This window comes from Conyzicola nivalis (genome assembly GCF_014639655.1).
GTDB classification, from domain to species: Bacteria; Actinomycetota; Actinomycetes; order Actinomycetales; family Microbacteriaceae; genus Conyzicola; species Conyzicola nivalis.
The window spans coordinates 895,206-919,854 of sequence record NZ_BMGB01000001.1 but is presented as its reverse complement, the minus strand read 5'-3'; the positions used below and the strand labels follow the sequence as shown (position 1 = coordinate 919,854).

Genomic DNA, 24,649 nt, shown 5'->3' with positions numbered 1-24,649 from the left:
TAGAAAGCTGAGTCCGTACGTGGCAAGAACCACCCCGGTAAAGAAGGCCTGGCGTTCGCTGGCCTGGCTCACCGTCATCATTGCTCTGCTAGTGGGCATCAACGGAGCCGGTGTCGCGTGGGCCAACTGGTCGTGGACGCCGAAGCTTGCCCTCGACCTCGAGGGCGGCACGCAGATCATCCTCGCGCCTCAGCTGGAAGACGGGCAGGATGTCACGCCCGAACAGTTGAACCAGGCCGTGTCGATCATCCGCGACCGCATCGACGCCAGCGGTGTTTCCGAGGCCGAGATCACCACCCAGGGCGACCAGAACGTCGTCGTCTCGATCCCCGGCACCCCCGACAAGGCCACCCTCGACCGCATCCAGTCGTCGGCCAAGCTCGAGTTCCGCCCGGTGCTGTCGACCGAAGCGGCGGCCACCTCGGCCGTCGGCGACGACGGCTCGACCGCCACGCCGACTCCCACTGACGCCGCGAGCCCGTCGCTCGAGTCAACGCCGAGCGTCTCGCCCACCGACGCGAGCGACGCCAACTGGATCACGCCGGCTCTCGCCGACCAGTACACCAACTTCGACTGCGCGAACCTCGACGCGGAGGGCGCGAACGTGGCGCCCGCCGACCAGCCGCTCGTCACGTGCGACTCGACTGGCACGTACAAGTACATCCTCGGCCCGACCGAGGTCGCCGGTTCGACCATCAGCGACGCGACCAGCGGACTGGTGCTCAACAGCCAGGGCGTCAGCACCGGTGCGTGGGGCGTCAACATCGTGTTCGACGCCGAAGGCACCGAGCAGTTCGCCGACGTCACGACGCGCCTCTTCGGCTACGGCGTCGGGGACGTGCGCAACCAGTTCGCCATCGTGCTCGACGGCCGTGTCATCTCGGCACCGTCCACGAACGCCGCGATCACCGACGGCAAGCCGCAGATCAGCGGGTCGTTCGACCAGGAGACCGCCAAGACCCTCGCCGACCAGCTGAAGTTCGGCGCGCTGCCCATCGGCTTCGAGGTGCAGAGCTCCGAGGTCATCTCGTCGACCCTCGGTTCGTCGCAGTTGCAGAGCGGCCTCATCGCCGGTCTCATCGGCCTCATCCTCGTGTTCGGCTACTCGCTCTTCCAGTACCGGCTGCTCGGCCTGGTCACCGTCGCCTCGCTCGTCGTGGCCGCGATAGTCACCTACTTCGTGATCGTGATCATGTCCTGGCGCGAGGGCTACCGCCTGTCGCTCGCCGGTGTCGCCGGTCTGATCGTGGCCATCGGTTTCACGGCCGACTCGTTCATCGTCTACTTCGAGAGAATCCGTGACGAACTGCGCGACGGCCGAGCGCTCGTCTCCGCGGTCGAGGCCGGCTGGAAGCGTGCCCTCCGCACGATCTTCGCCGCCAAGGCCGTCAACCTGCTGTCTGCCGTGGTGCTCTTCATCCTCGCGGTCGGCAACGTGCGTGGATTCGCGCTGACCCTCGGTGTCACGACGATCATCGACGTCATAATCGTGGTGCTCTTCACCCACCCGGTGCTACAGCTGCTCGCCACCACCAAGTACTTCTCGTCGGGCCACCCGATGAGCGGCCTCGACCCGAACGCCCTCGGCGCCGTCTACCGCGGTCGCGCCCAGTTCCGCACCCCCACCCCCGCCACGTCCAAGGCCGGTGCCGCCAAGGAGGCTGCCCGCCGCCAGACGATCGCCGAACGCAAGGCCGCAGAGCTCGCCGGCGCCTCGAGCGATAGCAACGTTGATCGGAAGGACTCCTGATGGGCGGCTTCGCCAAGTTCGGCAATGACCTCTACACGGGGGAGCGGTCGTTCAACTTCGTCGGCAAGCGTCGCCTCTGGTACATCATCGCCGCCGTGATGATCCTCGCGTCGATCGTGGGCCCCGCGCTCCGTGGCGGGTTCGTGTTCGGCATCGAGTTCCGCGGCGGATCCGAGTTCCAGGTCTCCGACATCGCGAACCTCGACACCGACCCCATCGCGAACCAGGACACGGCGACGGCCACGGTCGAATCCATAGTCCCGGATGCTTCGCCCCGCGTTACGACCGTCGGTGACAGCGGTATCCGGGTTCAGACCGAACAGCTCACCCAGGAAGAGTCCGACACCCTCGCCGGCGCCCTCGCGGAGACATTCGACGTTCCGGCCACCCAGGTGACCGCCTCGTTCATCGGCCCGTCGTGGGGTGCCGACATCACGACGTCGGCCGTGCGCGCGCTCGTGGTGTTCATCATCCTCGCCGCGATCGTGATGGCGCTCTACTTCCGCACCTGGAAGATGTCGGTCGCGGCGATCGTCTCGCTGCTGCACGACATCATCATCACCGCGGGTGTCTACGGCATCCTCGGGTTCGAGATCACGCCGTCGGCGGTGATCGGATTCCTCACGATCCTCGGCTACTCGCTGTACGACACGGTGGTGGTGTTCGACAAGATCCGCGAGAACACGGCGGAAGACGGTCCGGCCTCCAGCCGCACCTTCGGCGAATCCGTCAACCTCGCGGTCAACCAGACCCTCGTGCGCTCGATCAACACCGGTGTCGTCGCCGCGCTGCCCGTCGGCGCGATCCTCTTCATCGGAGCGGTCGTGCTCGGTGCCGGGACCCTGCGCGACATCGCCCTGTCGCTGTTCATCGGCATCCTGATCGGCACCTACTCGACCATCTTCATCGCCGCCCCGCTCTACGCGCAGCTGCGCGAGAACGAGCCCGCCATCCTGAAGCAGACCAAGCGCCTGCAGACGGCTCGTGCCGCCAGCGTGAAGACGCCGGTCAGCACGGTCGAGACGGCCAGCTAACGCGCGACTACTATTGGCAAATGAGGCGCGCATGACCGAGACATCCAACACGACGGCGTCTTTGCGCAGCCTCATCCCGAGGATCTTCTCCCGGGCTCAGCCCGCCGGCGCGGTCGACCGTCTCATCAAGACGGTGCGGTTGCACCATCCGAAGGCCGATATCGCGCTCATCGAGCGCGCCTACGCGGCGGCGGAACTCGCGCATCGCGGACAGAAGCGACGCAGCGGCGAGCCCTACATCACCCACCCGGTCGCGGTCGCGCAGATCCTCGCCGATCTGGGCATCGGGTCGAAGACCGTCGCTGCGGCGCTGCTGCACGACACCGTCGAAGACACCGACTACGCGCTCGAGACCCTGCGCCACGACTTCGGCGAAGAAATCGCGATGCTCGTCGACGGCGTCACAAAACTCGACAAGCTGAAGTACGGCGACAGCGCTCAGGCAGAGACCGTGCGCAAGATGGTCGTCGCCATGTCGAAAGACATCCGCGTGCTCGTGATCAAGCTCGCCGACCGCCTGCACAACGCCCGCACCTGGGGCTTCGTGAGCGAAGAGACGGCGACCCGCAAGGCGAAGGAGACGCTTGAGATCTACGCGCCCCTCGCGCACCGTCTCGGCATCCAGACCATCAAGTGGGAGCTCGAAGACCTCTCGTTCTCGGTGCTCTACCCCAAGCTCTACGTCGAGATCGAGAGCCTGGTGCGTCAGCGCACGCCGCAGCGCGAGGAGTTCGTGCAGCAGGTCATCGAGTCGGTCAACGACGACCTCAAGGCGTCGAAGATCAAGGGATCGGTCGCGGGTCGGCCGAAGCAGTACTACTCGATCTACCAGAAGATGATCGTGCGCGGCCGCGAGTTCGACGAGATCTACGACCTCGTCGGCATCCGTGTCCTCGTCAACTCGGTGCGCGACTGCTACGCCGTGCTCGGATCGATCCACGCGCGCTGGAATCCGATCCCTGGCCGGTTCAAGGACTACATCGCGACGCCGAAGTTCAACCTCTACCAGTCGTTGCACACCACGGTCATCGGACCGCAGGGGCGACCTGTCGAGATCCAGATCCGCACGCAGGAGATGCACCAGCGCGCCGAGTTCGGCGTCGCCGCGCACTGGAAGTACAAGGAGCGGGTCAACGGCGGCCGCGGCGCGTCCACCGCTCTGCAGGACGACGGCGACATGGCCTGGCTCGCGCACATCTCCGACTGGGAAGCCGAGACGAGCGACCCCGACGAATTCCTCGACTCCCTGCGCTTCGAGATCGGTGCCAAAGAGGTCTACGTCTTCACTCCGAAGGGCAAGGTCATCGGACTGCCCGCCGGCGCGACCCCCGTCGACTTCGCGTACGCCGTGCACACCGAGATCGGCCACCGCACGATGGGTGCGAAGGTCAACGGCAGGCTGGTCCCGCTCGAGAGCGAACTGCACAGCGGCGACTCCGTCGAGGTCTTCACCTCGAAGAACCCCGACTCCGGCCCGAGCCAGGACTGGCTGAACTTCGTCAAGTCGCCCCGGGCGCGCAGCAAGATCCGCGGCTGGTTCACGAAGGAACGCCGCGACGAGGCCATCGAGCAGGGCCGCGACGCGATCGCCCGAGCCATGCGCAAGCAGAACCTGCCGCTGCAGAAGCTGATGAGCCAGGACTCGTTCAACGACGTCGCGGCCCAGATGCGCTACGAAGACGTCTCGGCGCTGTACGCCGCCGTCGGCGAGGGGCACGTCTCCACGCAGTCGGTGATCGAGAAGGTACTCGCGGCCATCGCGACCGAGGTCGACAACGAGGATTCCGAGGTCACCTTCGCCTCGCAGCGCCGCTCGAGCAAGATCCGCAACGCCGACTCCGGCGTTCTGGTGCGAGGCGCTCCCGACATCCTCGTCAAGCTCGCGAAGTGCTGCACGCCCGTGCCCGGCGACACCATCGTCGGCTTCGTCACGCGCGGCGCCGGCGTCTCGGTGCACCGCGCCGACTGCAAGAACGTCAAAGAGCTCATGACCGAGCCCGAGCGCATGATCGACGTGGAGTGGGCGCCGTCGTCGAAGAGCCTGTTCCTCGTGCAGATCCAGGTCGAGGCCCTCGACCGTTCCGGGCTGCTGTCAGACGTCACCCGGGTACTCAGCGAGAACCACGTCAACATCCTGTCGGCGACCGTCTCCACCTCGAACCAGCGGCTCGCGATCTCGCGCTTCGTGTTCGAGATGGGCGACACGACGCACCTCGACCGCGTGCTCAACGCCGTGCGCCGAATCGACGCGGTCTACGACGTCTACCGCGTCAACTCGGGCTAGCGAACACCGACAGGAGGCGCGACCAGGCCAGCTTCTTGGCCGGCAGGTTGCGTCTCCGGTCGAGCGCCTGACGGCAGTGTGCCACCGTGAGGTCGTCGAGTGCGATCAGCGCCCGGGCGATCCCGCGGTCGGCGTCGGTGTAGTCGTCGCCGAAACGCGCCAGGTCGACGAGCGTGCGCAGGGGAGTGGTGACCCGCAGAGTCGCGACGTACGCATACTCGTCGGGCGCTATCGTCACCTCGCGTACGGTGCTGCGCGCCGGCACCGGAGGGCGGGCACGTGCGTCTTTGCTGGCGCACAGCTGGTGGCGCAGCGGCGGATCGGGCATCGCGCCCCAGATCCAGGCCGCGGTGGCACGCTCGGCAATGAGCCGCCCCGGCCAGAACCGCCCGGCGGCCGTTGCCCGTTCGAGCGGGCCGACCCCGACGTCGATCGGCAGGAACGCCTCGTCGGCGCCGAAGAGTTCGCCGTCGAGCCGGGCGGCGCAGAGTTCTGCAAGGGGGAGGTCTCCCGCATGCAGAACGGGGGCGAGTCGAGACATGAACCGATAGTGCTACCGGTGGATGTCGACTCGCCCCCGTTCTGGTGATCGGTGCGAAGGTGCCGTCTGTGGATATCGCGGCCGTCTAACCGCTAGTTCTTGATCGCGCCCAACCAGAGCTTGCGGGCATCCAGCGCTTCCTGCGCGTCGGCGATCTTCTTCTTGTCTCCGCTGGCCTGCGCGTCCGCGAGTTCGCGTTCGAGCTTGGCGATGGCATCCTGCAGCTGGCTCGCGAGTCCTTCGGAACGAGCCTGCTTCTCGGGGTTGCTCTTCTGCCAGTGGTCCTCGTCGAGCTTGCGCACGGCCGCTTCGACCTTGCGCAGGCGGTCGTCGACCGTCTTGACCTTGTCGCGCGGAACCTTGCCGATCTTGTCCCAACGGCGCTGCACCGAGGTAAGGGTCTCTTTGGCCTTCACCCGGTCGGTCGCGGTGAGCAGGGGCTCGGCTTCCTCGAGCAGCTCGAGCTTGAGGGCGAGGTTCGCCTCGAACTCGACGTTGTCGACGGCCTCCACCTCGGACTTGGCCGAGTAGAGCTCGTCGCCGGCGGCCTTGAACTTGGCCCAGAGCGAGTCGTCGAGCTTCTTGCCGGCACGACCGGCGAGCTTCCACTCGTCGAGCAGACCGCGGTAGGCGGGGATGCCGTCGACGCCCTTGCTGACGAGGGCTTCCGCCTTCTCGACGAGCTCCTGCTTGCGGGTGCGCGCGTCGCGGTGCACGGCGTCGAGTTCGGAGAAGAACGCCTTGCGGTGCGTGTCGATGGTCGAGCGGGCGGCGCGGAACCGCTTCCACAGCTCGTTGCTCTCGTTCTTGGGGAGGCGGGGGCCGTCGGCCTGGTGCTTCTGCCAGCGTGCGAAGATCTCGTCGATCGCCGCGGTCACCTGCTTCCACTGCGCCTTGGCCGGGTCTTGCGCGGCAAGCGTCTCGGCCTCGACGACGATGGCGGTGCGTTCGGCGACGGCTGCGGCGACGGCGGCCTTGCTCTCCTCGTTCTGCTTCTCGGTCAGCTCGCTCACGGTGCCGCTGAGGGCCTCGAGGCGGCGCTGCAGCGACGCGAGGTCGCCCACGGCGTTGGCTGTCGCGATCGTCGACGACAGCGCCTTGACCGCCTTCGAGACGTCGGCGGCCGACGCGGCGCGCTTGGTGCGTTGTTCGAGCAGCGTCACCTGGCCGGCCAGCTCGACGTACTTACGCTCGAAGTACGCGAGTGCTTCTTCTGGGCTGCCGTCGGGGTACTGACCTACGGCGCGCTCGCCTGATTCTTCGCGGACGTAGACAGTGCCTGTCTCGTCGACGCGTCCCCAGGGAGCCTGATCGTTTGATGCCACGTGATTTCACCTTGCTTCTCGTGCCAGTAGCTGCTGACTGACCATGTTCCAGCCTATGCCACTCGCATAGCGCGGAAAGATGCGAGAACGGTTCTTATTGGATTGTTGCGGCGGTGATCGTGGTCGGGACGACGGGAGCGCCGTCGGCCGCGCCGTCGACGATGCCACCGTCGACGATGCCGGTCTGCAGCTGGTCGAGTCCGCTGGTCACCAGACCGACCACCGTGTAGCCACCCGCGCTGTCGGAGGGAATCGTCGTGTCGCCGAAGACGATGAAGAACTGGTGGCCGTTGCTGTAGGCGTCCTCACCGACACGGGCCATGGCGATGGTGCCCGTCGGGTAGACCTCGTCGGCCGGCGCGTTTTCGATCGGACCGAATGAATAGGATGCATCGCTGGCGCCCGTTCCATCGAGCGAGCCGCACTGCAACACCTTGAAGCTGTCGCTGTCCGCGAGGCGGTGGCAGGTCTTGCCGACGAGGTAGCCGTTTCGGATGTCGCCGATGAGCGAGGCCGCGGCCTGCGGGGCGAGGGCGCCGTCGAGGGAGATACCGAGCGGGATGTCGTTGAGGGTCATCTCGCCGGTCCAGGTGCGCGCCTCGGCGGTGTCGGCGGCCGGCACGTCGCCGACGTTCTCACCCGTGGCTTCGGGGGTGGCGCTGGCGCTCGGCGTGGCTTCGGGAACGCCGGGGCCCGCGGAGAAGTAGAAGATCTGCGTGGCGGCCGCGAGGGCGATGACGACGAGGGCTCCGAGAACGGCGATGATGTTGTCGCGACGGCGGCGCTTGACCCGGTGCTCGTGCACGCCCTGTCGGGCGTTGTAGAGCTTCAGGCGCTCGCGTGCCTCGCGTGCCTCGCGTTCCTGGTTTTTGTTCGAAGCCACAATTTCTCCTACAGAACGTTCGACGGCCCGATGCCTCGATGAACTTTACGGTGGCGGGCGCGCACCGGCCAAATGCGTGTCGCCGGGCGCGGTTAGCATTGTGCACATGAGCGCCCAGCCAGGACTTCGCAGCGGGGCGACGCCTCTCGCGGTGCGCATGCGTCCCACCTCCCTCGACGAAGTGGCCGGTCAGCGCCACCTGCTGCGGCCCGGCTCGCCCCTCGTCAGCCTCGCCACCGACAAGTCCGGCGAACAGGGGTCGGTCTCGATCATCCTGTGGGGGCCTCCCGGAACCGGCAAAACGACGCTGGCCAAACTCGTCGCCCACAGCTCGGGTCGCAACTTCGTCGAGTTGTCGGCCGTCACGGCCGGCGTGCGTGACGTGCGCCAGGTCATGGAGGAGGCGCTCTCGCGCCGCGACCTGTACGGCATCTCCACCGTGCTCTTCCTCGACGAGATCCACCGCTTCACCAAGGCGCAGCAAGACGCTTTGCTGCCCGGTGTCGAGAACGGCTGGGTGATCCTCGTCGCCGCCACCACCGAGAACCCGTCGTTCTCAGTGATCTCGCCGTTGCTGTCCCGGTCGCTCCTGCTCACGCTCGAGCAGCTCACCGACGACGATCTCGGGGCCGTCATCGACCGTGCGGTCTCCGACCCGCGCGGCCTCGACGGCAGTGTCGTGCTCGACCCCAGCGGGCGCGAAGCGATCATCCGCCTCGCTTCCGGCGACGCGAGGCGCGCGCTCACCGCACTCGAGGCATCCGCGCTCAGCGCCTCCGGGGAGTCCGTCGCAGCGCAGGCCGAGTACGACCGCGAGACGGCGACGCTCGAATACGAAAACGAAGACGAAGACGAAGACGCGGATGACACGCCGGCGGCCCCCGCGCGGGAGTTGCCGATCGTCACGGGTGACACCGTGTCGCGGGCGGTCGACCGTGCCCTGCTGCGCTACGACCGCCAGGGCGACGAGCATTACGACGTCATCAGCGCGTTCATCAAGTCGATCCGGGGTTCCGACGCCGACGCCGCCCTGCACTACCTAGCGCGCATGATCGAGGCCGGGGAAGACCCGAGGTTCATCGCCCGCCGCATCATCATCAGCGCGTCGGAAGACATTGGCCTCGCCGACCCGCAGGCGCTCGTGATCGCGGTCGCCGCCGCCGACGCCGTGCAGTTCATCGGCATGCCGGAGGGGCGCATCCCGCTCGCGCAGGCCGTGGTCTACCTCGCGACCGCTCCGAAGTCGCCGGCCTCGTACATCGGCATCGACAAGGCCATCGCCGACGTGCGGGCCGGCAAGATCGGCCGCGTGCCCAAGCCGATCCGTGACGCGCACTACGCGGGCGCTAAGAAACTCGGCCACGGCAAGGGCTACCTGTATCCCCACGACTACGACATCGGGGTGGTGCAGCAGCAGTATCCGCCGACCGAGCTGCTGGGGGCGAAGTACTACGAGCCCACCGAACACGGCAACGAGCGCGAGGTATTCGCGCGGTGGGCGAAGCTGCGGCGGATCATCCGCGGCAAATGACCGCCAGGCGCGACGTTCGTGCTAATCTTGACCCCGCCTGATATCGGTTGTTCGCGCACGGCTGCTGCGAACTCCCGGTCAAGGAGCCTCTGGTCTGTAGCCGACCGGTCTCCGCGGCAAATCCCTCTACTTTCATCGGTCCTGTTTTGCGCGCGCATGCGTGTTCGCGAGCAGCCGGTTTTCCACGTTGGATTTACGAAGAAAAGGACACTGTGTCTACTAAGTCACGTACCCGTAGCAAGACCCGCCTGTCGCGCGCTCTGGGCATCGCCCTCACGCCGAAGGCCGCCAAGTACCTCGAGAAGCGTCCGTACGCTCCGGGTGAGCACGGCCGCACCAAGCGCAAGCAGGACAGCGACTACGCCGTCCGTCTGCGCGAGAAGCAGCGCCTGCGCGCCCAGTACGGCATCCGCGAGGCCCAGCTCAAGATCCAGTTCGAAGAGGCACGTCGTGCCGCCGGACTGACCGGTGAGAACCTGGTCGAGCAGCTCGAGATGCGTCTCGACGCGATCCTCGTCCGTTCGGCGATCGCCCGTACGACCGCTCAGGCACGCCAGCTGATCGTTCACCGCCACATCCTGGTCGACGGCCAGCGCGTCGACCGCCCGTCGTTCCGCGTCAAGCCCGGCCAGCTCGTGCACGTGCACGAGAAGAGCGAAGGCCTCGAGCCCTTCCAGGTCGCAGCAGCCGGCGGTCACGTCGACCTCCTGCCGAAGCTTCCCCCGTACCTCGAGGTCGAACTCGACAAGCTGCAGGCCCGCCTCGTGCGTCGCCCCAAGCGCGTCGAGGTCCCCGTGACGTGTGAAGTCCAGCTCGTCGTCGAGTACTACGCAGCTCGCTAAGTATTCAGATACTCATCTGAAAGGGGTCGTGGCTTTCGCCACGGCCCCTTTTTTGACCCCTCGGATGTGGCGGGGCTCGCGCAATACGACGACGGGTGCTGGCTTCTCCCGTTAGGGTAAATGTCGGCACATCGCCACGAGCTCAAGGAGACACACAATGACTGGTGGAGACATCGCTGGCCTCATCGCGGCAGGAATCTTCGCGATCCTCGTCGGACTCCTCGCCGTGCCACTCATCAAGCTCGGCCGGGTCTTCGACGAGACGAGCAAGGCGATCAAGGACCTCGGCGAGAACGTCACACCCCTCCTCGAGGAGGCGACGACGACCATCAGCGAGTCGAACAAGCAGCTCGGCCGGCTCGACACCATCACCGGCGATATCGCGGAAACCACGGGCAACCTGACCGCCCTCGTCTCGCTCTTCGCAGCATCCGTCGGCGGCCCGCTCATCAAGGTCGCCGCGTTCTCCGCCGGCGTGCGCGCCGCTTTCGGCGGACTCCCGGGCACCGGGCGTCGACGGGCCAAGAAGTAAGCTGAACACCGATCTCTAGGGAGAAACCCGTGAAAAAAGTACTGTGGCTCGTCGTCGGCGTGGGCGTCGGATTTGTGGCGGCTCACCAGATCGCCAAGACCTCCGGCGGTAAGAAGTTCTTCGACGACGTGAATGCCAAGGCGCACGACTTCAGCGACGCCGTGGTCGACGGGTACAAGCAGCGCGAGGCAGAACTCCGCGCCGCCATCGACGACATCAACTAGACCCACCTCCTCCCTCTCCACCTCGACCGGCCTGCGCGGCCGGTTCCTTCTAATTTCAGGACTCCATGCAGACCGCAGAAATTCAACGCCGCTGGCTCACCTACTTCGGAGACCGCGGACACACCGTCGTTCCCTCCGCCTCGCTCGTGAGTGAAGACCCGACCCTGCTCTTCACGGTCGCCGGCATGGTCCCGTTCGTGCCCTATCTCACCGGGCTGGTGCCCGCGCCGTACCCGCGTGCGACGAGCGTTCAGAAGTGCATCAGAACCCTCGACATCGAAGAGGTCGGAAAGACCCCGCGCCACGGCACGTTCTTCCAGATGAACGGCAACTTCTCGTTCGGCGACTACTTCAAGGAGCAGGCGATCGAGTACGCCTGGGAGCTGCTCACGTCGTCGGAGTCCGACGGCGGGCTCGGCTTCCAGGAGAAGGACCTCTGGGTCACCGTCTACAAAGACGACGACGAGGCGATCAACTTCTGGAAGAAGACCGCCGGTCTTCCCGACGAGCGCATCCAGCGGCTCGACATGGACACCAACTACTGGTCGACAGGCCAGCCCGGGCCGGCCGGCCCCTGCTCCGAGATCTTCTTCGACCGCGGAGCGGCGTACGGGCGGGACGGTGGCCCGGCGACCGACGACGACCGCTACGTCGAGATCTGGAACCTCGTCTTCATGCAGTACCTGCGCGGCGAGGGCGCGGGCAAGAACTTCGAGATCCTCGGCGAACTGCCGAAGAAGAACATCGACACCGGCATGGGCATGGAGCGCGTCGCGTTCCTCAAGCAGGGCGTCGAGAACATGTACGAGACCGACCAGGTGCGCCCCGTGCTCGACCGCGCGGCCGAACTGTCGGGCCGCCGGTACGGTGCGGATCACGAAGACGACGTGCGCATGCGCGTGATCGCCGACCACGTCCGCTCGTCGCTCATGCTGATGTCCGACGGGGTCACCCCGTCGAACGAGGGCCGCGGGTACATCCTGCGTCGCCTGATGCGTCGCACCATCCGCTCCATGCGCCTCCTCGGCGTCGACGCTCCCAGCTTCGCGGAGCTGTTCCCCGCGTCGCGCGACGCCATGAAGAACTCGTACCCCGAGGTGGAGACCGAGTACCACCGCATCGAGCGCCTCGCGCTTGCCGAGGAGGAGGCGTTCCTGCGCACCCTCGCGAGCGGCACGAGCATCCTCGACCTCGCGGTCGCGAAGACCAAGAGCGAGGGGGCACCGGCGCTCGCGAGCGACACCGCCTTCCTGCTGCACGACACCTTCGGTTTCCCGATCGACCTCACACTGGAGATGGCGGAGGAGGCCGGCCTCACCGTCGACCGTGACGCGTTCGACGCGCTTATGACGCAGCAGCGCACCATGGCCAAGGCCGACGCGAAGTCGAAGAAGTCGACGCTCGCCGACCTATCGGTCTACGGCGACTTCCGCGCGCTCGGCGAGACGGTGTTCACCGGCTACGAGTACCTGCAGAGCGAGAGCACGATCCTCGGCCTCATCGTCGACGGCGTTTCGGTGACGAGCGCGAGCGTCGGGCAGATCGCCGAAGTGATCCTCGCCGAGACCTCGCTCTACGCCGAGTCGGGCGGCCAGGAGGCCGACGCGGGCACGATCGTCGGAAACGGCTACGAGCTCGAGGTTCTGGACGTTCAGCGCCCGGTCAAGGGCCTCACCAGCCACAAGGTGCAGGTGACCACCGGCGAAGTGTCCGTAGGCGCCCCCGCCACCACCATCGTCGACCAGGAATGGCGCCGCGGAGCCACGCAGGCGCACTCGGCGACCCATCTCATCCACGCGGCCGTGCGCCAGGTGCTCGGGCAGGAAGCCCACCAGAGCGGCTCGTACAACAAGGCCGGCTACATGCGGCTCGACTTCAGCTGGAACCAGGCGCTATCGCCCGAGACCCGCAGCGAGATCGAAGAGATCGCGAACCTCAAGGTGCGCGAGAACCTCGAGGTCGATACCAAGATCATGAACCTCGACGAGGCCAAGTCGCTCGGCGCGATGGCCCTGTTCGGTGAGAAGTACGGCGAGACGGTGCGCGTCGTGCAGATCGGCGGCCCGTGGTCGCTCGAGCTCTGCGCGGGCACCCACGTCTCGCGGTCGTCGGAGATCGGGCTCATTAACCTCGTGAGCGAGACCTCGGTCGGCTCCGCCAATCGCCGCATCGAGTCGCTCGTCGGCTACGAGGCCTTCCGCGACCTGGCCGCCGAGCGCGCCATCGTGAACGAGCTGTCGAGCAACCTGAAGACCCCGCGCGACCAGCTCGGTGCCCGCGTCGGCGACCTGCTCGCGAGCCTCAAGGCGGCGGAGAAGCGCATCGCCCAGTTCGAGGCGGCAGCGCTCTCGGAGCGGGTTCCCGCGCTCGTGGCCAGCGGCCACACCGTCGGCTCAGTGACCCTCGTGGCGCAGAACGTGGGAAGCGTCGCCTCGAGCGACGAACTGCGTTCGCTGGTGACGAGCGTGCGCGAGCGGCTGGGCAACGTCGCGGCCGTCGTCGCCCTCGCGGCCGACGTCTCCGGCAAGCCCGCGGTCATCGTCGCCACCAACGACGCGGCACGTACCGCGGGTGCCAAGGCCGGCGCGCTCGCCAAGCTCGCCGCCGGCGTTCTCGGCGGCGGCGGAGGCGGCAAGGACGACATCGCACAGGGTGGCGGCTCCGACGTCTCCGCGATCGGCGCGGCGCTCGACGCCATCAGCGCCTCCGTCGCGGGCTAGCGCGTGCGTTCGGGAGTCCGGCTCGGCATCGATGTCGGCACCGTGCGCATCGGCGTGGCGCGCAGCGACCTGCACGGCATGCTCGCCACCCCGGTGGAGACCGTGCCGCGCGGGGACGGCGATATCGCCCGGATCGTAGCGGTGGCCGCGGAGATCGACGCGTTCGAGATCATCGTCGGGCTGCCGCTCGCGCTGTCCGGACGCCGCACCGCATCAACCGAGGACGCCGTCGGATTCGCCGAGCGACTCTCGGCCGTGGTGGACGTGGAGGTGCGTCTCGTCGACGAGCGGCTCTCGACGGTGTCGGCGCAGAACGCCGTGCGTAGTTCGGGGAAATCGACGAAACAGACGCGTCACGTCATCGATCAGGTCGCCGCCGTTATAATTTTGCAACATGCCCTCGACTTCGAGCGCTCCAGCGAGCGTTCGCCTGGCGTCGTCGTTGACCCGGACAAAGGACTGCAACAGTGACCAACGATCCCAGCTGGGACGAGATCTTCACCTCCCAGCCCTCGAGCGCCGCCGCGCAGCCGTCGGCCGAGCCGCTCACCCGCCGCCAGCTGCGCGAGGCGGAGGGCCGCGAGCGCGAGCGCCCCGAGCAGGAGCCCGTCGCCCAGGGTGGCGGCAAGCCGCCGAAGCGCGGGCGCGACGGCGGGGGAGAGTTCCGTGGCATCCCGAAGCGCAAGCGCCGCCTCGGCTGGCTCTGGGCGCTGCTGACGCTGGTCGTTCTCGCCGGTGGTGCGGCCTTCGCGGCCTGGACGCTCTTCGAACCGCAGGTGCGCGAGGCCCTCGGCTGGCAGCTGCCCATCGACTACGAGGGCTCCGGCAACGGTGAAGCGGTGAACATCGTCATCGCCGACGGCGACATCGGATCGGACATCGCGAACACGCTGCACGACGCCGGGGTCACCATGACCAGCCAGGCGTTCTACGACCTGCTCGTCGCCGAAGAGCCGACGTTCATGCCGGGCACCTATACGCTGCAGAAGGAAATGAGCGCGCGCGCCGCGCTCACCGCGCTGCAGGACCCGGCGAACCACGTCGTCTCCTCCGCCCTCATCATCGAGGGCACGACGCTGCCGACGGCGCTCGAGAACCTCGCTGAGGGCACGGGCATCCCGCTCGCGGACTTCCAAGCCGCGTCGACCGACCTCGCCAGCTTCGGGCTGCCGGCCGAGGCACCGAGCCTCGAGGGCTACCTGTTCCCGGCCACCTACGAGTTCCAGCCCGGCCAGACTGCGCACGACATCCTGCAGCGCCTGGTCACCGAGACGTTCACCCGGCTCGACGCCGCCGGCGTCGCGGTCGCAGACCGCCACCGCGTGCTGACGATGGCGGGGCTCATCCAGAAAGAGGGCGGCCCGGCCACCGACTTCCCCAAGGTCGCGCGCGTCTTCCAGAACCGCCTCGACATCGGTATGAACCTTCAGTCCGACGCCACCGTCAGCTACGGAACAGGCAACGGTTCGATCTTCACTGAAGACGAGGAACGCGCCGACGCGTCGAACCCCTACAACACCTACGCCAACCCCGGGCTGCCGATCGGCCCGATCTCCGCCCCCGGTGACGCCGCGATCCAGGCCGTGCTGAACCCGGTCGACGGCCCGTGGCTGTTCTTCGTGCTGGTCAACGGCGAGACGGGCGAGACCGTGTTCTCGACCACGGCCGCGGAGCACAACGCCGCGGTGAAGGTCTGGCAGCAGTGGGTGCGCGACAACCCCGACTGGGACACGGGCGGGTGACCCGGCTCGCCGTTCTCGGCTCGCCGATCGCCCACTCCAAGTCGCCCCTGCTGCACGCGGCGGCCTACCGTGCCCTCGGGCTCGACTGGCAGTACGACGCCGTCGACGTGACCGAGGGGGCCCTGCACGGCTTCGTGGCCGGCCGCGACGCATCGTGGCGCGGGCTGTCGTTGACGATGCCGCTCAAGCGCGACGTGCTTCCGCTGTTGGACTGGGCGGATGACACGGCCACCCTCACCCGCGCCGCGAACACGGTCCTCTTCGACCGCTCGACCGGCGCGCTGCAGCTGCGCGGCTACAACACGGACGTCTACGGGGTGACCGAGGCCTTCCGCGAGGCGGGCGTCGGCGGCCTCGACTCGGTCGAGATCCTCGGTGGCGGCGCGACCGCGGCGTCGGCCTTGGTGGCGGCGGGCGAGCTGGGGGCGTCCCGCGCCATCGTCTCCGTGCGCACACCGGCCAAGGCCGCCGATCTGGTGGCCCTCGGCGAGCTGCTCGGCGTCGAGGTCGCCGTGCGGCAGTTCGGCGCGCCCGACCGCCCGTTCGCCGTGCCGGACGCCGTCGTCAGCACCATCCCCGGCCACGGGGCGCACGGCCTCGCCTTCGCCGAGCCGATCCGCGCGGCATCCGTTCTCTTCGATGTCGCCTACGACCCCTGGCCGTCCGAACTCGCCGCATCGTGGCTCGCCGCGGGAGGAACCGTGATCTCGGGCCTCGAGATGCTGCTGCACCAGGCAGTCGCGCAGATCAGGATCTTCGTGAACGGTGCTCCGGATGCGACGTTGCCGGGTGAAGACGACGTGCTGGCCGCGATGCGCGCTGCCGTCGCCGGATAGGTCTCGATACGGTCGCTGCGCGACCCACTCGACCGGCTGTCCGAAAGAGTGTGCCTCGGGGTGTGGGAGGATTCTCCTATGCTTCGTTGGTTGACCGCAGGTGAGTCCCACGGCCCGGAATTGATCGCGATCATGGAGGGCCTGCCCGCCGGCGTCCCCGTGAGCCTCGACGACATCCGCGCCGATCTGGCCAGACGCAAACTCGGTTACGGCCGTGGCGCGCGTATGAAGTTCGAGGAGGACGAGCTCACCATCTCGGGCGGCGTGCGCTTCGGCGAGACGATGGGCAGCCCGATCGCCATCCGCATCGGCAACACCGAGTGGCCGCGCTGGGTCGACGTGATGAGTGCGTCTCCCGTCGACGTCGAGAGCCTGCCCAAGGGTCGCGGCGCGCCCCTGACCCGTCCCCGTCCGGGCCACGCCGACCTCGTCGGTATGCAGAAGTACGGCTTCGACGAGGCCCGCAACGTGCTCGAGCGCGCGAGCGCCCGCGAGACCGCCGCCCGGGTCGCCCTCGGCGCCGTGGCGCGCAAGTTCCTCGGAGAGCTCGGCATCACGCTCGTGAGCCACACCCTGTCGATCGGTACCGTGCGCGTGCCCGAGGGTTCCGACCTGCCCACGCCCACCGACGTCGCCACGCTCGACGCCGACCTCGTGCGCTGCTTCGACCCCGCGACATCCGCCCGAATGGTCACCCTCATCGACGGTGCGCAGAAGGACGGCGACACCCTCGGCGGTGTCGTCGAGGTTCTCGCCTACGGCGTGCCGCCCGGTCTCGGGTCTTACGTGCACTGGGACCGCCGGCTCGATTCGCAGCTCGCGGCCGCGCTCATGGGCATCCAGGCGATCAAGGGCGTCGAGGTCGGCGACGGCTTCCTCACCACCACCCGCCCCGGCTCGCAGGCGCACGACGAACTGGTCACCGACGGCTCGCTCATCTCCCGGCTCAGCGACAAGGCGGGCGGAACCGAGGGCGGTATGTCCACCGGCACCGTGCTGCGCGTGCGCGCCGGCATGAAGCCGATCGCCACTGTGCCGCACGCCCTGCGCACCGTCGACGTCGCCACCGGCCAGGCGGCCGAGGCACACCACCAGCGTTCCGACGTGTGCGCCGTCCCGGCTGCCGGCGTCGTGGCCGAGGCGATGGTGGCGCTCGTGCTCGCCAACTCGGTGATCGAGAAGTTCGGCGGCGACTCGGTCCCCGAGACCGCCCGCAACCTCGAGAGCTACCTCGCGTCCATCCCGGCGGCGCAGCGCACGGCACAGACCTACGATGAACGAGCCTGACCCGGCGGCATCCGCCCGGCCGGTCCTCGTGCTGATCGGCGCGCCCGGCGCGGGCAAGTCCCGTCTCGGCAAACGCGTCGCGAAGCTGCTCGACGTACCGTTCGTCGACACCGACAAGCGCATCGTGGCCGAGCACGGGTCGATAGCCGACCTGTTTGCCGAGCACGGCGAGCCTCATTTCCGCGCGATCGAACGGGAGCACGTGGCCGCGGCCCTCCGCGAGGGCGCCGTCGTGGCGCTCGGCGGGGGAGCGGTGCTCGACGAGAACACCCAGCGCGACCTCGCCGATCATCGCGTCGTGCAGCTCACCGTGACCGCGGAGGCCGTGGCCAAACGCATCACCGGCGGCAAGCGGCCGCTCGTCGACGGTGTCGAAGCGTGGTCGGCGCTCGTCGACACCCGCCGCCCGATCTACGACCGGCTCGCGCAGCGCACGTTCGACACCTCGAGCCTTCCGATCGACCACATCGCCGCCGACATCGTCGGCTGGATCCAGGAGACGTCAGAATGACCGACACCACAATCGTCACCGTCGCGGGGCTCGACCCGTACGACATCCTCATCGGCCGCGGCCTGCTCGGGGGCCTCGGCGACCAGCTCGGCAACAAGGTCGCAAAGGTGCTCATCGTCCACCCGCCGACGCTGGGCGCGAAAGCCAACGCCCTGCGCGAGAGCCTCGCCGACCGCTACGAGGTGCTGCTCGCCGAGGTGCCGGACGCCGAGGACGCCAAACGCGTCGAGGTCGCCGCGTTCTGCTGGCAGATCATGGGCCAGACCGACTTCACCCGCACCGACGCCGTCATCGGCCTCGGCGGGGGAGCCACCACCGACATCGCCGGCTTCGTCGCCGCCACCTGGTTGCGCGGCGTGAAGCTCATCCAGGTCCCGACGAGCGTGCTCGGCATGGTCGACGCCTCGATCGGCGGCAAGACGGGCATCAACACCTCGGAGGGCAAGAACCTCGTCGGCTCGTTCTACGCTCCCGCCGCCGTCGTCGTCGACCTGGACACGCTCGACACCATCCCGCGCAACGAGATCCTCGCGGGTTTCGCCGAGATCGTGAAGGCCGGTTTCATCGCCGAGCCCGAGATCCTCGACATCATCGAGGCCGACGTCGACCGCGTCACCGACCCGACCACGCCGGAGTTCCGCCGCGTCGTCGAGCTCGCGATCGCGCTCAAGGCGCGTGTCGTCGGTGCGGACTTCAAGGAGTCCGGCCTGCGGGAGATCCTCAACTACGGGCACACCCTCGGGCACGCGATCGAGCACGCCGAACGCTACCGCTGGCGTCACGGTGCCGCGATCTCGGTCGGCATGGTGTTCGCCGCGGAACTCGCGCGGCTCACCGGGTCATTGAGCGATGAGGTGGTCGACCGCCACCGCAGCATCCTCTCTTCGCTCACCCTGCCCATCGACTACCCGGTCGGGCGCTGGCAGACCCTCCTCGCCACCATGCAGCGCGACAAGAAGACCCGCGCCGGCATGCTGCGCTTCATCGTGCTCGACGACCTCGCGCTGCCGACGGTGCTCGAGGCGCCCGACGAGTCGATGCTGTTCCTCGCCTACCAGGAGGTCGGCGTCTAGGTTGTAGAGCATGTCTCAAGGGAACTGGGCCTTCGGTCCCATCTTCGCTATTGTCGGGCTGATTCTGACGGTTGTCTTCGTGCTCGTCGTCGTCGGCGCCGTACTGCGCGTCCGCAAACCGCGCAGCAAGGCCGAACGCTTGGCCAAGCTCGACTCCCTGCTCGCGAACGGCGCCATCTCCCAGGCCGAGCATGCCGAGGCGCGCGCCGTGATTCTGCGCGAGTAGCGCCTCGATACACTGGGGCACGTGAAAAACGTGCTGGTTCTCAATGGTCCCAACCTCGGCCGTCTCGGTTCCCGCGAGCCCGACGTCTACGGCAATCAAGACCTCCCGGCGCTGCGCGTACTGCTCGAGGCCGAGGCTCCCGAGGGCACCACGATCGACCTGCGCCAGACCGACGACGAAGGCACACTCATCGGCTGGCTGCACGAGGCCGTCGACACGGCGACCCCGGTCATCCTGAACCCGGCGGCGTTCACGCACTATTCCTACGGGCTGCGGGATGCCGCGGCTCTCGTCACCAAGGCCGGAATCCCGCTCGTCGAGGTGCACATTTCGAACCCGCACGCCCGCGAGGAGTTCCGCCACACCAGCGTGATCTCCGGCATCGCCACGGGCGTGATCGCGGGCTTCGGCTTCGACTCCTACCTGCTCGCCCTCGTCGCCGTTGGTCGGATCAAGAGCTGAACCGGTAGAATCGCTTTCTGGTTTCGATACGGTCGCTGAGCGACCTACGATGGCCTGCACTCCTCTCCCTTATCTGAACGGACTTCTTTCGCATGGCTTCTACCTCTGACATCAAGAACGGCGTCGTTCTCAACATGGATGGCCAGCTGTGGACCGTCATCGAGTTCCAGCACGTGAAGCCGGGCAAGGGCGGCGCCTTCGTGCGCACCAAGGTCAAGAACGTCATGAGCGGCAAGGTCGTCGACCGCACGTTCAACGCCGGTGCCAAGATCGAGACCGAGACCGTCGACCGCGCCGACTACCAGTACCTCTACGCCGACGGCGAGAACTTCGTGTTCATGGACCTCGGCAACTACGACCAGATCACCCTCTCGGCGGCCCAGGTCGGCGACGCCGTCAACTTCATGCTCGAGAACCAGAACGTCACGATCGCGCTGCACAACGAGGCCCCCCTCTACGTCGAGCTGCCCGCCTCCGTCACGCTCGAGATCACCTACACCGAGCCCGGCCTGCAGGGCGACCGCTCGACCGGCGGAACCAAGCCCGCCACCGTCGAGACCGGCTACGAGATTCAGGTTCCCCTCTTCCTCGACATCGGCACCAAGGTCAAGGTCGACACGCGCGACGGCAGCTACCTCGGCCGCGTCACCGACTAGGCGCCGCCGATATGAGTGCCCGCACCAAGGCGCGCAAGCGCGCCCTCGACCTGCTCTACGGGGCAGACGTCCGTGAAGAATCCATCAACACGGCCCTCGCCACCGAGCAGGCACGAGCCGATGCCGACCCCAAGCGCGGCTCGTCGTGGCCGTACGCCCGCGAGATCGTCGTCGGCATCACCGAGCACGGTGACGAGATCGACGAACTGATCGAGACCTACGCCCAGGGGTGGACGATCAACCGCATGCCGGCCGTCGACCGCGCCATCGTGCGCATCGGCATCTGGGAGCTGCTGTTCAACGAGCAGATCCCCGACGGCGTCGCGATCTCCGAGGCGGTTGAGGCCGCCGCGGTGCTCTCCACCGAGGACTCGGCCGGCTTCATCAACGGTCTGCTCGGGCGCATCGCGCAGACCCGCGCGTAGCCCCCGCCGGCACCTTTCGGAAACTCAGGAAGTCAGCCCGCCCCAGCCCGATGTGCGGGCCGTGGCGGGCTGTTTCCGTCGCGGCATCCTGAATTTCCGAAACCGCAGCCTACTCTGGGGCCATGACGTTCATCGGGCCCACCGCCCCTCCCGACCTGCACGTTATGAGCTACAACATAAGGCGACGGATGCCGCGGCTCCCGCGACGCAGCCGGGACGCGTGGTCCGGGCGCAAGCACCTCATTGCCGCGCTGCTCCAGGCGGAGCTGCCCTCCCTGCTCGGCGTGCAGGAGGCGCTGCTCGACCAGTCGCGGTTCGTGGGCGAGTGCCTCGGCCCGTCGTACGCACGCGTCGGTCACGGCCGTAACGCCAACCGCGAGGGCGAGGCGAGTCCGATCTTCTACGACTCCGCCCGGCTCGAGCTCGTCGACTGGCACCAGTTCGCGCTGTCGAACACGCCGCTCGTTCCCGGTTCGCGCTCGTGGGGCAACCGCGTGCCGCGGGCCGTCGTGCAGGCCGAGTTCCGCGACCTGGCCACGGGCGTCGAGTTCCGCGCCTTCAACACCCACTTCGACCACCTGTCGGCCGCCGCCCGGTTGCAGTCGGCCCGGATGCTCACCCGGCTTGTCCGTCAGGCGAGCGGGCCCGTCATCGTCACCGGCGACGCGAACGCCGACGTCGACTCGGCGCCGTACCGCGAGCTGATGTACAACGCGGGCCTCGTCGACGCCTGGCTGATGCCCAACCGTCGGCTCTCCGACGACTTCACCACCTTCTCGAACTACCACCCGCCGAAGGTCGGCGGCAAGCGCATCGACTGGCTGCTGGTGAAGGGCGGCATCGAGGTGAAGGCGATGGGCATCAACACGGCGCGCTTCGAGGGCGCAGCGCCGTCCGACCACGAGCCGGTGCAGGCCGTGCTGCGGATGCGCGCCGTGTCTACCTCGCCCGCTCCAGCTGCCGCCACGTCCCACGCCTGATGGCCCGCACACCCTCCGAAGACGCAGCCCTCTACGGACGCACGCTGCCCGACACGGTAGGACCGGGCCTGAAGCTGCTCTTCGTCGGCATCAATCCCGGCCTGCACACGGTCGCGGTGCAGGCGCCCTTCGCCCTCCGCGGCAACCGCTTCTATTCCGCCCTCTACCGCGCGGGTATCACCGACCGCGTCATCGACGCGTCTGCCGGTCTGCACGACGACGACCGTGCTCACCTTTTCGCGCGGGGGATCGGCATCACCAGCCTGGTCGCCGCCGCCACACGTCGGGCCGACGAGCTCACGAAGGAGCAGCTGGTCGAGGGTGCCGCGCTGCTCGAGACCCGCGTCACGGCGCTGGCCCCCGCGGTCGTCGCGATGCTGGGGATCACCGCGTACCGTTCCGCCTTCGCCCGACCGAAGACGGCGGTCGGACCGCAGGCCGAGCGGCTGGGCGGCGCGGCGCTCTGGGTAGTGCCGAACCCTAGCGGGCTCAACGCGCACGAGACGGTCGACAGCCTCGCGCACGCCTACCGTGACGCGGCGGTCGCGGCGGGTATCGCGGTGTACGACCGGCCGCCTTCGGAGTGACCGGCCCGCCGATGATCGGCCGCGGGGCCAGCCTGCGCTCGCCACCGCGTCCGAATAGGCTCGTGGGGTGATCGAGAACTTCCTGCGGCCACCGGTCGGACGCGCCGAATGGGCAGCCGACGGCGTGCGCGTGATCGGTACCGCGGGAGTCGTCGTGGCCGGCATCGGGTGGGGGCCGGTCGCCTTCTGGGTCAGCGCCCTCTCGCTGCTCGGGGTCTACGCCTCCCGATTTCTCGGTGTGCGCCCGGCGTTCGACATCGCCCTGGGGGCGACGCTCATCGTCGCCTCGTGGAGCAGCGTGCTCGGCCTGTACACCTCGATCGCCGGCTGGGACCTGCTGGTGCACTTCGTCGCCACGGGGCTTCTCGCGGCGGCGCTGTTCGTCATCGCCCAGCGCCTGCTCGTCGTTCCCGCAGGTGCCACGAAGGCACAGGGCGTCGTGTTCACCACCGCGTTCGGTATGGCCGCCGCGGTGGTGTGGGAGATGGCCGAGTGGGCGGGCCACAACTTCGTCGACCCCACGATCTTCGTGGCCTACAACGACACGATCGGCGATCTCGCCGCAGGCACGGCGGGGTCGATCCTCGCCGGATGCTTCATCGGCTACCTCGCAGCGCACAGCCGCGCGCGGGCACCGCAGAACGCTCCGCTATAGTTGGCGAAACAGATTTCCTTTAAGTTCCGTCCAGAGAGGCGGGGAAGGAGGTCAGAATGACTGCACGCCTCGTGCTGCAATCGGCTGACATCACCCGAGCGTTGACCCGCATCTCCCACGAGATCCTGGAGTCCAATCGCGGAGCCAGCGATCTCGTCCTCCTCGGCATTCCGACCCGCGGTGTCGTTCTCGCCCGTCGCATCGGCGAGATCCTCGACTCGATCGAGCCGGGTACCGGCACCGTCGGGTTCCTCGACGTCACGATGTACCGCGACGACCTCGCCAAGAACCCCACCCGCGCGCCGCGCCCGACGCAGATTCCCGCCGGTGGCATCGACGGCAAGACCGTCGTGCTCGTCGACGACGTGCTCTACTCGGGCCGCACCATCCGGGCCGCCCTCGACGCGCTGAACGACATCGGCCGGCCGCGCGCCGTGCGCCTGGCCGCACTCGTCGACCGCGGCCACCGCGAGCTGCCCATCCGCGCCGACTTCGTGGGCAAGAACCTGCCGACAGCGGCGAGCGAGCGCATCAACGTGCGACTGGTCGAGGTCGACGGCGTCGACGAGATCACGATCGAGGGGGAGTGAGCATGCGCCACCTCCTTTCCACCAAGGACCTCGGCCGCGACGAGGCCGTCGCCATCCTCGACGTCGCCGAAGACATGGCCGACGTCGCTGGCCGCGAGGTCAAGAAGCTGCCCGCACTGCGCGGCAAGACCGTCGTGAACCTGTTCTTCGAGGACTCCACGCGCACGCGCATCTCGTTCGAGGCCGCGGCCAAACGCCTCAGCGCGGATGTCATCAATTTCTCCGCGAAGGGATCCAGCGTTTCGAAGGGCGAAAGCCTCAAGGACACCGCCCAGACCCTCGCTGCCATGGGGGCCGACGCCGTCGTCGTTCGGCACCCGGCCTCCGGAGCCCCGAGCGTGCTGGCCCAGAGCGGCTGGATCGACGCCGGAATCGTCAACGCGGGCGATGGAACCCACGAACACCCCACCCAGGCCCTCCTCGACGCCTTCACCATCCGCCGCCGCCTGCACGGCGCCGCCGCGCGCGGCCGCGACCTCGACGGCGTCACCGTCACGATCATCGGTGACATCCTGCACTCGCGGGTGGCCAGGTCGAACGTCTGGCTGCTCACCACGCTCGGCGCGCGCGTGCATCTCGTGGCACCGGCGACCCTCGTGCCGCTCGGCATCGAGGGCTGGCCGGTCACCGTCGGCTACGACCTCGACGCGGCCATCGCCGCCGACCCCGACGTCGTGATGATGCTGCGCATCCAGGGCGAACGCATGAACGCCGCGTTCTTCCCCAACGCGCGGGAGTACGCGCGCCAGTGGGGCCTCGACGACGCGAGGCTCGCGCACCTGCCTGCGGCTAGTCTGGTTATGCACCCCGGGCCGATGAACCGCGGACTGGAAATCTCGTCGAAGGCCGCCGACTCCGCGCAGTCGACGGTGCTGGAGCAGGTGGCCAACGGGGTGTCGATAAGGATGGCCGTTCTGTATCTGCTGCTGTCCGGAACTGTGGAGTTGTGAGAA

General features: G+C 68.0%; 26 protein-coding genes. 23 read left to right on the top strand and 3 right to left on the bottom strand.

The window, feature by feature from the left end; all coding sequences use genetic code 11:
- The first annotated feature begins 19 nt into the window (after nt 1-19).
- From secD to IEV96_RS04445, 3 genes are read left to right on the top strand one after another with little or no spacing between them, the layout of a single operon-like run.
- Nucleotides 20-1,750, top strand: a complete 1,731-nt coding sequence (gene secD / locus IEV96_RS04455) for a protein translocase subunit SecD (protein WP_188509474.1) — start codon at nt 20-22, stop codon at nt 1,748-1,750.
- Nucleotides 1,750-2,784: a protein translocase subunit SecF gene (secF, locus tag IEV96_RS04450; RefSeq protein WP_188509473.1), complete on the top strand. Its 1,035-nt coding sequence runs from the start codon at nt 1,750-1,752 to the stop codon at nt 2,782-2,784. The genes secD and secF overlap by 1 nt, the downstream gene beginning before the upstream one ends.
- A 31-nt stretch (nt 2,785-2,815) precedes the next feature.
- Entirely contained in the window at nt 2,816-5,068 is a 2,253-nt protein-coding gene (locus IEV96_RS04445) for a RelA/SpoT family protein (RefSeq protein WP_188509472.1), read from the top strand.
- On the opposite strand, the gene IEV96_RS04440 is transcribed toward IEV96_RS04445, so the two are convergent.
- The 3 genes from IEV96_RS04440 to IEV96_RS04430 form a co-directional block, all read right to left on the bottom strand.
- The gene (locus IEV96_RS04440) at nt 5,055-5,609 is read right to left on the bottom strand and encodes a type IV toxin-antitoxin system AbiEi family antitoxin (protein ID WP_188509471.1); all 555 of its coding nucleotides are present in this window, start codon (nt 5,607-5,609) and stop codon (nt 5,055-5,057) included. The genes IEV96_RS04445 and IEV96_RS04440 overlap by 14 nt on opposite strands.
- Before the next feature lie 92 nt (nt 5,610-5,701).
- Nucleotides 5,702-6,934, bottom strand: a complete 1,233-nt coding sequence (locus IEV96_RS04435) for a DUF349 domain-containing protein (protein ID WP_188509470.1) — start codon at nt 6,932-6,934, stop codon at nt 5,702-5,704.
- 94 nt (nt 6,935-7,028) lie between these two features.
- The gene (locus tag IEV96_RS04430) at nt 7,029-7,817 is read right to left on the bottom strand and encodes a peptidylprolyl isomerase (RefSeq protein ID WP_308419463.1); all 789 of its coding nucleotides are present in this window, start codon (nt 7,815-7,817) and stop codon (nt 7,029-7,031) included.
- Nucleotides 7,818-7,923: 106 nt separating this feature from the next.
- Between IEV96_RS04430 and IEV96_RS04425 the strand changes: the two genes are divergently transcribed.
- The 20 genes from IEV96_RS04425 to IEV96_RS04330 all read left to right on the top strand — a co-directional run bounded on the left by IEV96_RS04425 (nt 7,924) and on the right by IEV96_RS04330 (nt 24,646).
- Nucleotides 7,924-9,348 (top strand): replication-associated recombination protein A, encoded by a 1,425-nt coding sequence (locus IEV96_RS04425; RefSeq protein WP_188509469.1) that lies wholly within the window; start codon nt 7,924-7,926, stop codon nt 9,346-9,348.
- Between the two features lie 212 nt (nt 9,349-9,560).
- Nucleotides 9,561-10,190: a 30S ribosomal protein S4 gene (rpsD, locus tag IEV96_RS04420; protein WP_184235596.1), complete on the top strand. Its 630-nt coding sequence runs from the start codon at nt 9,561-9,563 to the stop codon at nt 10,188-10,190.
- Nucleotides 10,191-10,347: 157 nt separating this feature from the next.
- Complete coding sequence (locus IEV96_RS04415) at nt 10,348-10,722, top strand: DUF948 domain-containing protein (RefSeq protein WP_188509468.1); 375 nt, start codon at nt 10,348-10,350, stop codon at nt 10,720-10,722.
- 29 nt (nt 10,723-10,751) lie between these two features.
- Nucleotides 10,752-10,946: a hypothetical protein gene (locus IEV96_RS04410; protein WP_188509467.1), complete on the top strand. Its 195-nt coding sequence runs from the start codon at nt 10,752-10,754 to the stop codon at nt 10,944-10,946.
- 65 nt (nt 10,947-11,011) lie between these two features.
- Complete coding sequence (alaS, locus tag IEV96_RS04405) at nt 11,012-13,666, top strand: alanine--tRNA ligase (protein WP_188509466.1); 2,655 nt, start codon at nt 11,012-11,014, stop codon at nt 13,664-13,666.
- 3 nt (nt 13,667-13,669) lie between these two features.
- Entirely contained in the window at nt 13,670-14,137 is a 468-nt protein-coding gene (gene ruvX, locus IEV96_RS04400) for a Holliday junction resolvase RuvX (protein ID WP_188509465.1), read from the top strand.
- The gene (gene mltG, locus IEV96_RS04395) at nt 14,134-15,408 is read left to right on the top strand and encodes an endolytic transglycosylase MltG (RefSeq protein ID WP_188509464.1); all 1,275 of its coding nucleotides are present in this window, start codon (nt 14,134-14,136) and stop codon (nt 15,406-15,408) included. Before ruvX ends, mltG begins: the two co-directional genes overlap by 4 nt.
- Entirely contained in the window at nt 15,405-16,244 is an 840-nt protein-coding gene (locus IEV96_RS04390; RefSeq protein WP_229733045.1) for a shikimate dehydrogenase, read from the top strand. The genes mltG and IEV96_RS04390 overlap by 4 nt, the downstream gene beginning before the upstream one ends.
- Nucleotides 16,245-16,322: 78 nt before the next feature.
- On the top strand, nt 16,323-17,531 hold the full coding sequence (gene aroC, locus IEV96_RS04385) for a chorismate synthase (protein ID WP_188509463.1): 1,209 nt from the start codon (nt 16,323-16,325) through the stop codon (nt 17,529-17,531).
- Complete coding sequence (locus tag IEV96_RS04380) at nt 17,518-18,042, top strand: shikimate kinase (protein ID WP_188509462.1); 525 nt, start codon at nt 17,518-17,520, stop codon at nt 18,040-18,042. The genes aroC and IEV96_RS04380 overlap by 14 nt, the downstream gene beginning before the upstream one ends.
- Nucleotides 18,039-19,115: a 3-dehydroquinate synthase gene (gene aroB, locus IEV96_RS04375; protein WP_188509461.1), complete on the top strand. Its 1,077-nt coding sequence runs from the start codon at nt 18,039-18,041 to the stop codon at nt 19,113-19,115. The genes IEV96_RS04380 and aroB overlap by 4 nt, the downstream gene beginning before the upstream one ends.
- A 10-nt stretch (nt 19,116-19,125) precedes the next feature.
- A complete protein-coding gene (locus tag IEV96_RS04370; RefSeq protein WP_188509460.1) occupies nt 19,126-19,341 on the top strand; it encodes an SHOCT domain-containing protein in 216 nt (71 codons plus the stop codon).
- Between the two features lie 21 nt (nt 19,342-19,362).
- Nucleotides 19,363-19,803: a type II 3-dehydroquinate dehydratase gene (locus IEV96_RS04365; protein ID WP_188509459.1), complete on the top strand. Its 441-nt coding sequence runs from the start codon at nt 19,363-19,365 to the stop codon at nt 19,801-19,803.
- A 92-nt stretch (nt 19,804-19,895) separates the two neighbouring features.
- Nucleotides 19,896-20,459, top strand: coding sequence for an elongation factor P (gene efp / locus IEV96_RS04360; protein ID WP_188509458.1), 564 nt, complete (start codon nt 19,896-19,898; stop codon nt 20,457-20,459).
- A gap of 11 nt (nt 20,460-20,470) precedes the next feature.
- The gene (gene nusB, locus IEV96_RS04355) at nt 20,471-20,884 is read left to right on the top strand and encodes a transcription antitermination factor NusB (RefSeq protein ID WP_188509457.1); all 414 of its coding nucleotides are present in this window, start codon (nt 20,471-20,473) and stop codon (nt 20,882-20,884) included.
- 122 nt (nt 20,885-21,006) lie between these two features.
- The gene (locus tag IEV96_RS04350) at nt 21,007-21,864 is read left to right on the top strand and encodes an endonuclease/exonuclease/phosphatase family protein (protein ID WP_188509456.1); all 858 of its coding nucleotides are present in this window, start codon (nt 21,007-21,009) and stop codon (nt 21,862-21,864) included.
- Nucleotides 21,864-22,451, top strand: coding sequence for a mismatch-specific DNA-glycosylase (locus IEV96_RS04345; RefSeq protein ID WP_188509455.1), 588 nt, complete (start codon nt 21,864-21,866; stop codon nt 22,449-22,451). Before IEV96_RS04350 ends, IEV96_RS04345 begins: the two co-directional genes overlap by 1 nt.
- 67 nt (nt 22,452-22,518) lie before the next feature.
- The gene (locus IEV96_RS04340; protein WP_188509454.1) at nt 22,519-23,106 is read left to right on the top strand and encodes a DUF2238 domain-containing protein; all 588 of its coding nucleotides are present in this window, start codon (nt 22,519-22,521) and stop codon (nt 23,104-23,106) included.
- Nucleotides 23,107-23,162: 56 nt separating this feature from the next.
- Nucleotides 23,163-23,696 (top strand): bifunctional pyr operon transcriptional regulator/uracil phosphoribosyltransferase PyrR, encoded by a 534-nt coding sequence (pyrR, locus tag IEV96_RS04335; protein WP_188509453.1) that lies wholly within the window; start codon nt 23,163-23,165, stop codon nt 23,694-23,696.
- A gap of 2 nt (nt 23,697-23,698) precedes the next feature.
- Nucleotides 23,699-24,646, top strand: a complete 948-nt coding sequence (locus IEV96_RS04330; RefSeq protein ID WP_188509452.1) for an aspartate carbamoyltransferase catalytic subunit — start codon at nt 23,699-23,701, stop codon at nt 24,644-24,646.
- The last annotated feature ends 3 nt before the right edge of the window (nt 24,647-24,649 follow it).

Excerpts from the sequence above, each read along its gene's own strand:
- secF (WP_188509473.1), top strand. The coding sequence starts at position 1,750 with ATGGGCGGCTTCGCCAAGTTCGGCAATGACCTCTACACGGGGGAGCGG.
- IEV96_RS04445 (WP_188509472.1), top strand. The coding sequence starts at position 2,816 with ATGACCGAGACATCCAACACGACGGCGTCTTTGCGCAGCCTCATCCCG.
- IEV96_RS04440 (WP_188509471.1), bottom strand. The coding sequence starts at position 5,609 with ATGTCTCGACTCGCCCCCGTTCTGCATGCGGGAGACCTCCCCCTTGCA.
- IEV96_RS04425 (WP_188509469.1), top strand. The coding sequence starts at position 7,924 with ATGAGCGCCCAGCCAGGACTTCGCAGCGGGGCGACGCCTCTCGCGGTG.
- IEV96_RS04415 (WP_188509468.1), top strand. The coding sequence starts at position 10,348 with ATGACTGGTGGAGACATCGCTGGCCTCATCGCGGCAGGAATCTTCGCG.
- alaS (WP_188509466.1), top strand. The coding sequence starts at position 11,012 with ATGCAGACCGCAGAAATTCAACGCCGCTGGCTCACCTACTTCGGAGAC.
- aroC (WP_188509463.1), top strand. The coding sequence starts at position 16,323 with ATGCTTCGTTGGTTGACCGCAGGTGAGTCCCACGGCCCGGAATTGATC.
- IEV96_RS04380 (WP_188509462.1), top strand. The coding sequence starts at position 17,518 with ATGAACGAGCCTGACCCGGCGGCATCCGCCCGGCCGGTCCTCGTGCTG.
- aroB (WP_188509461.1), top strand. The coding sequence starts at position 18,039 with ATGACCGACACCACAATCGTCACCGTCGCGGGGCTCGACCCGTACGAC.
- IEV96_RS04370 (WP_188509460.1), top strand. The coding sequence starts at position 19,126 with ATGTCTCAAGGGAACTGGGCCTTCGGTCCCATCTTCGCTATTGTCGGG.
- efp (WP_188509458.1), top strand. The coding sequence starts at position 19,896 with ATGGCTTCTACCTCTGACATCAAGAACGGCGTCGTTCTCAACATGGAT.
- nusB (WP_188509457.1), top strand. The coding sequence starts at position 20,471 with ATGAGTGCCCGCACCAAGGCGCGCAAGCGCGCCCTCGACCTGCTCTAC.
- IEV96_RS04350 (WP_188509456.1), top strand. The coding sequence starts at position 21,007 with ATGACGTTCATCGGGCCCACCGCCCCTCCCGACCTGCACGTTATGAGC.
- IEV96_RS04345 (WP_188509455.1), top strand. The coding sequence starts at position 21,864 with ATGGCCCGCACACCCTCCGAAGACGCAGCCCTCTACGGACGCACGCTG.
- pyrR (WP_188509453.1), top strand. The coding sequence starts at position 23,163 with ATGACTGCACGCCTCGTGCTGCAATCGGCTGACATCACCCGAGCGTTG.
- IEV96_RS04330 (WP_188509452.1), top strand. The coding sequence starts at position 23,699 with ATGCGCCACCTCCTTTCCACCAAGGACCTCGGCCGCGACGAGGCCGTC.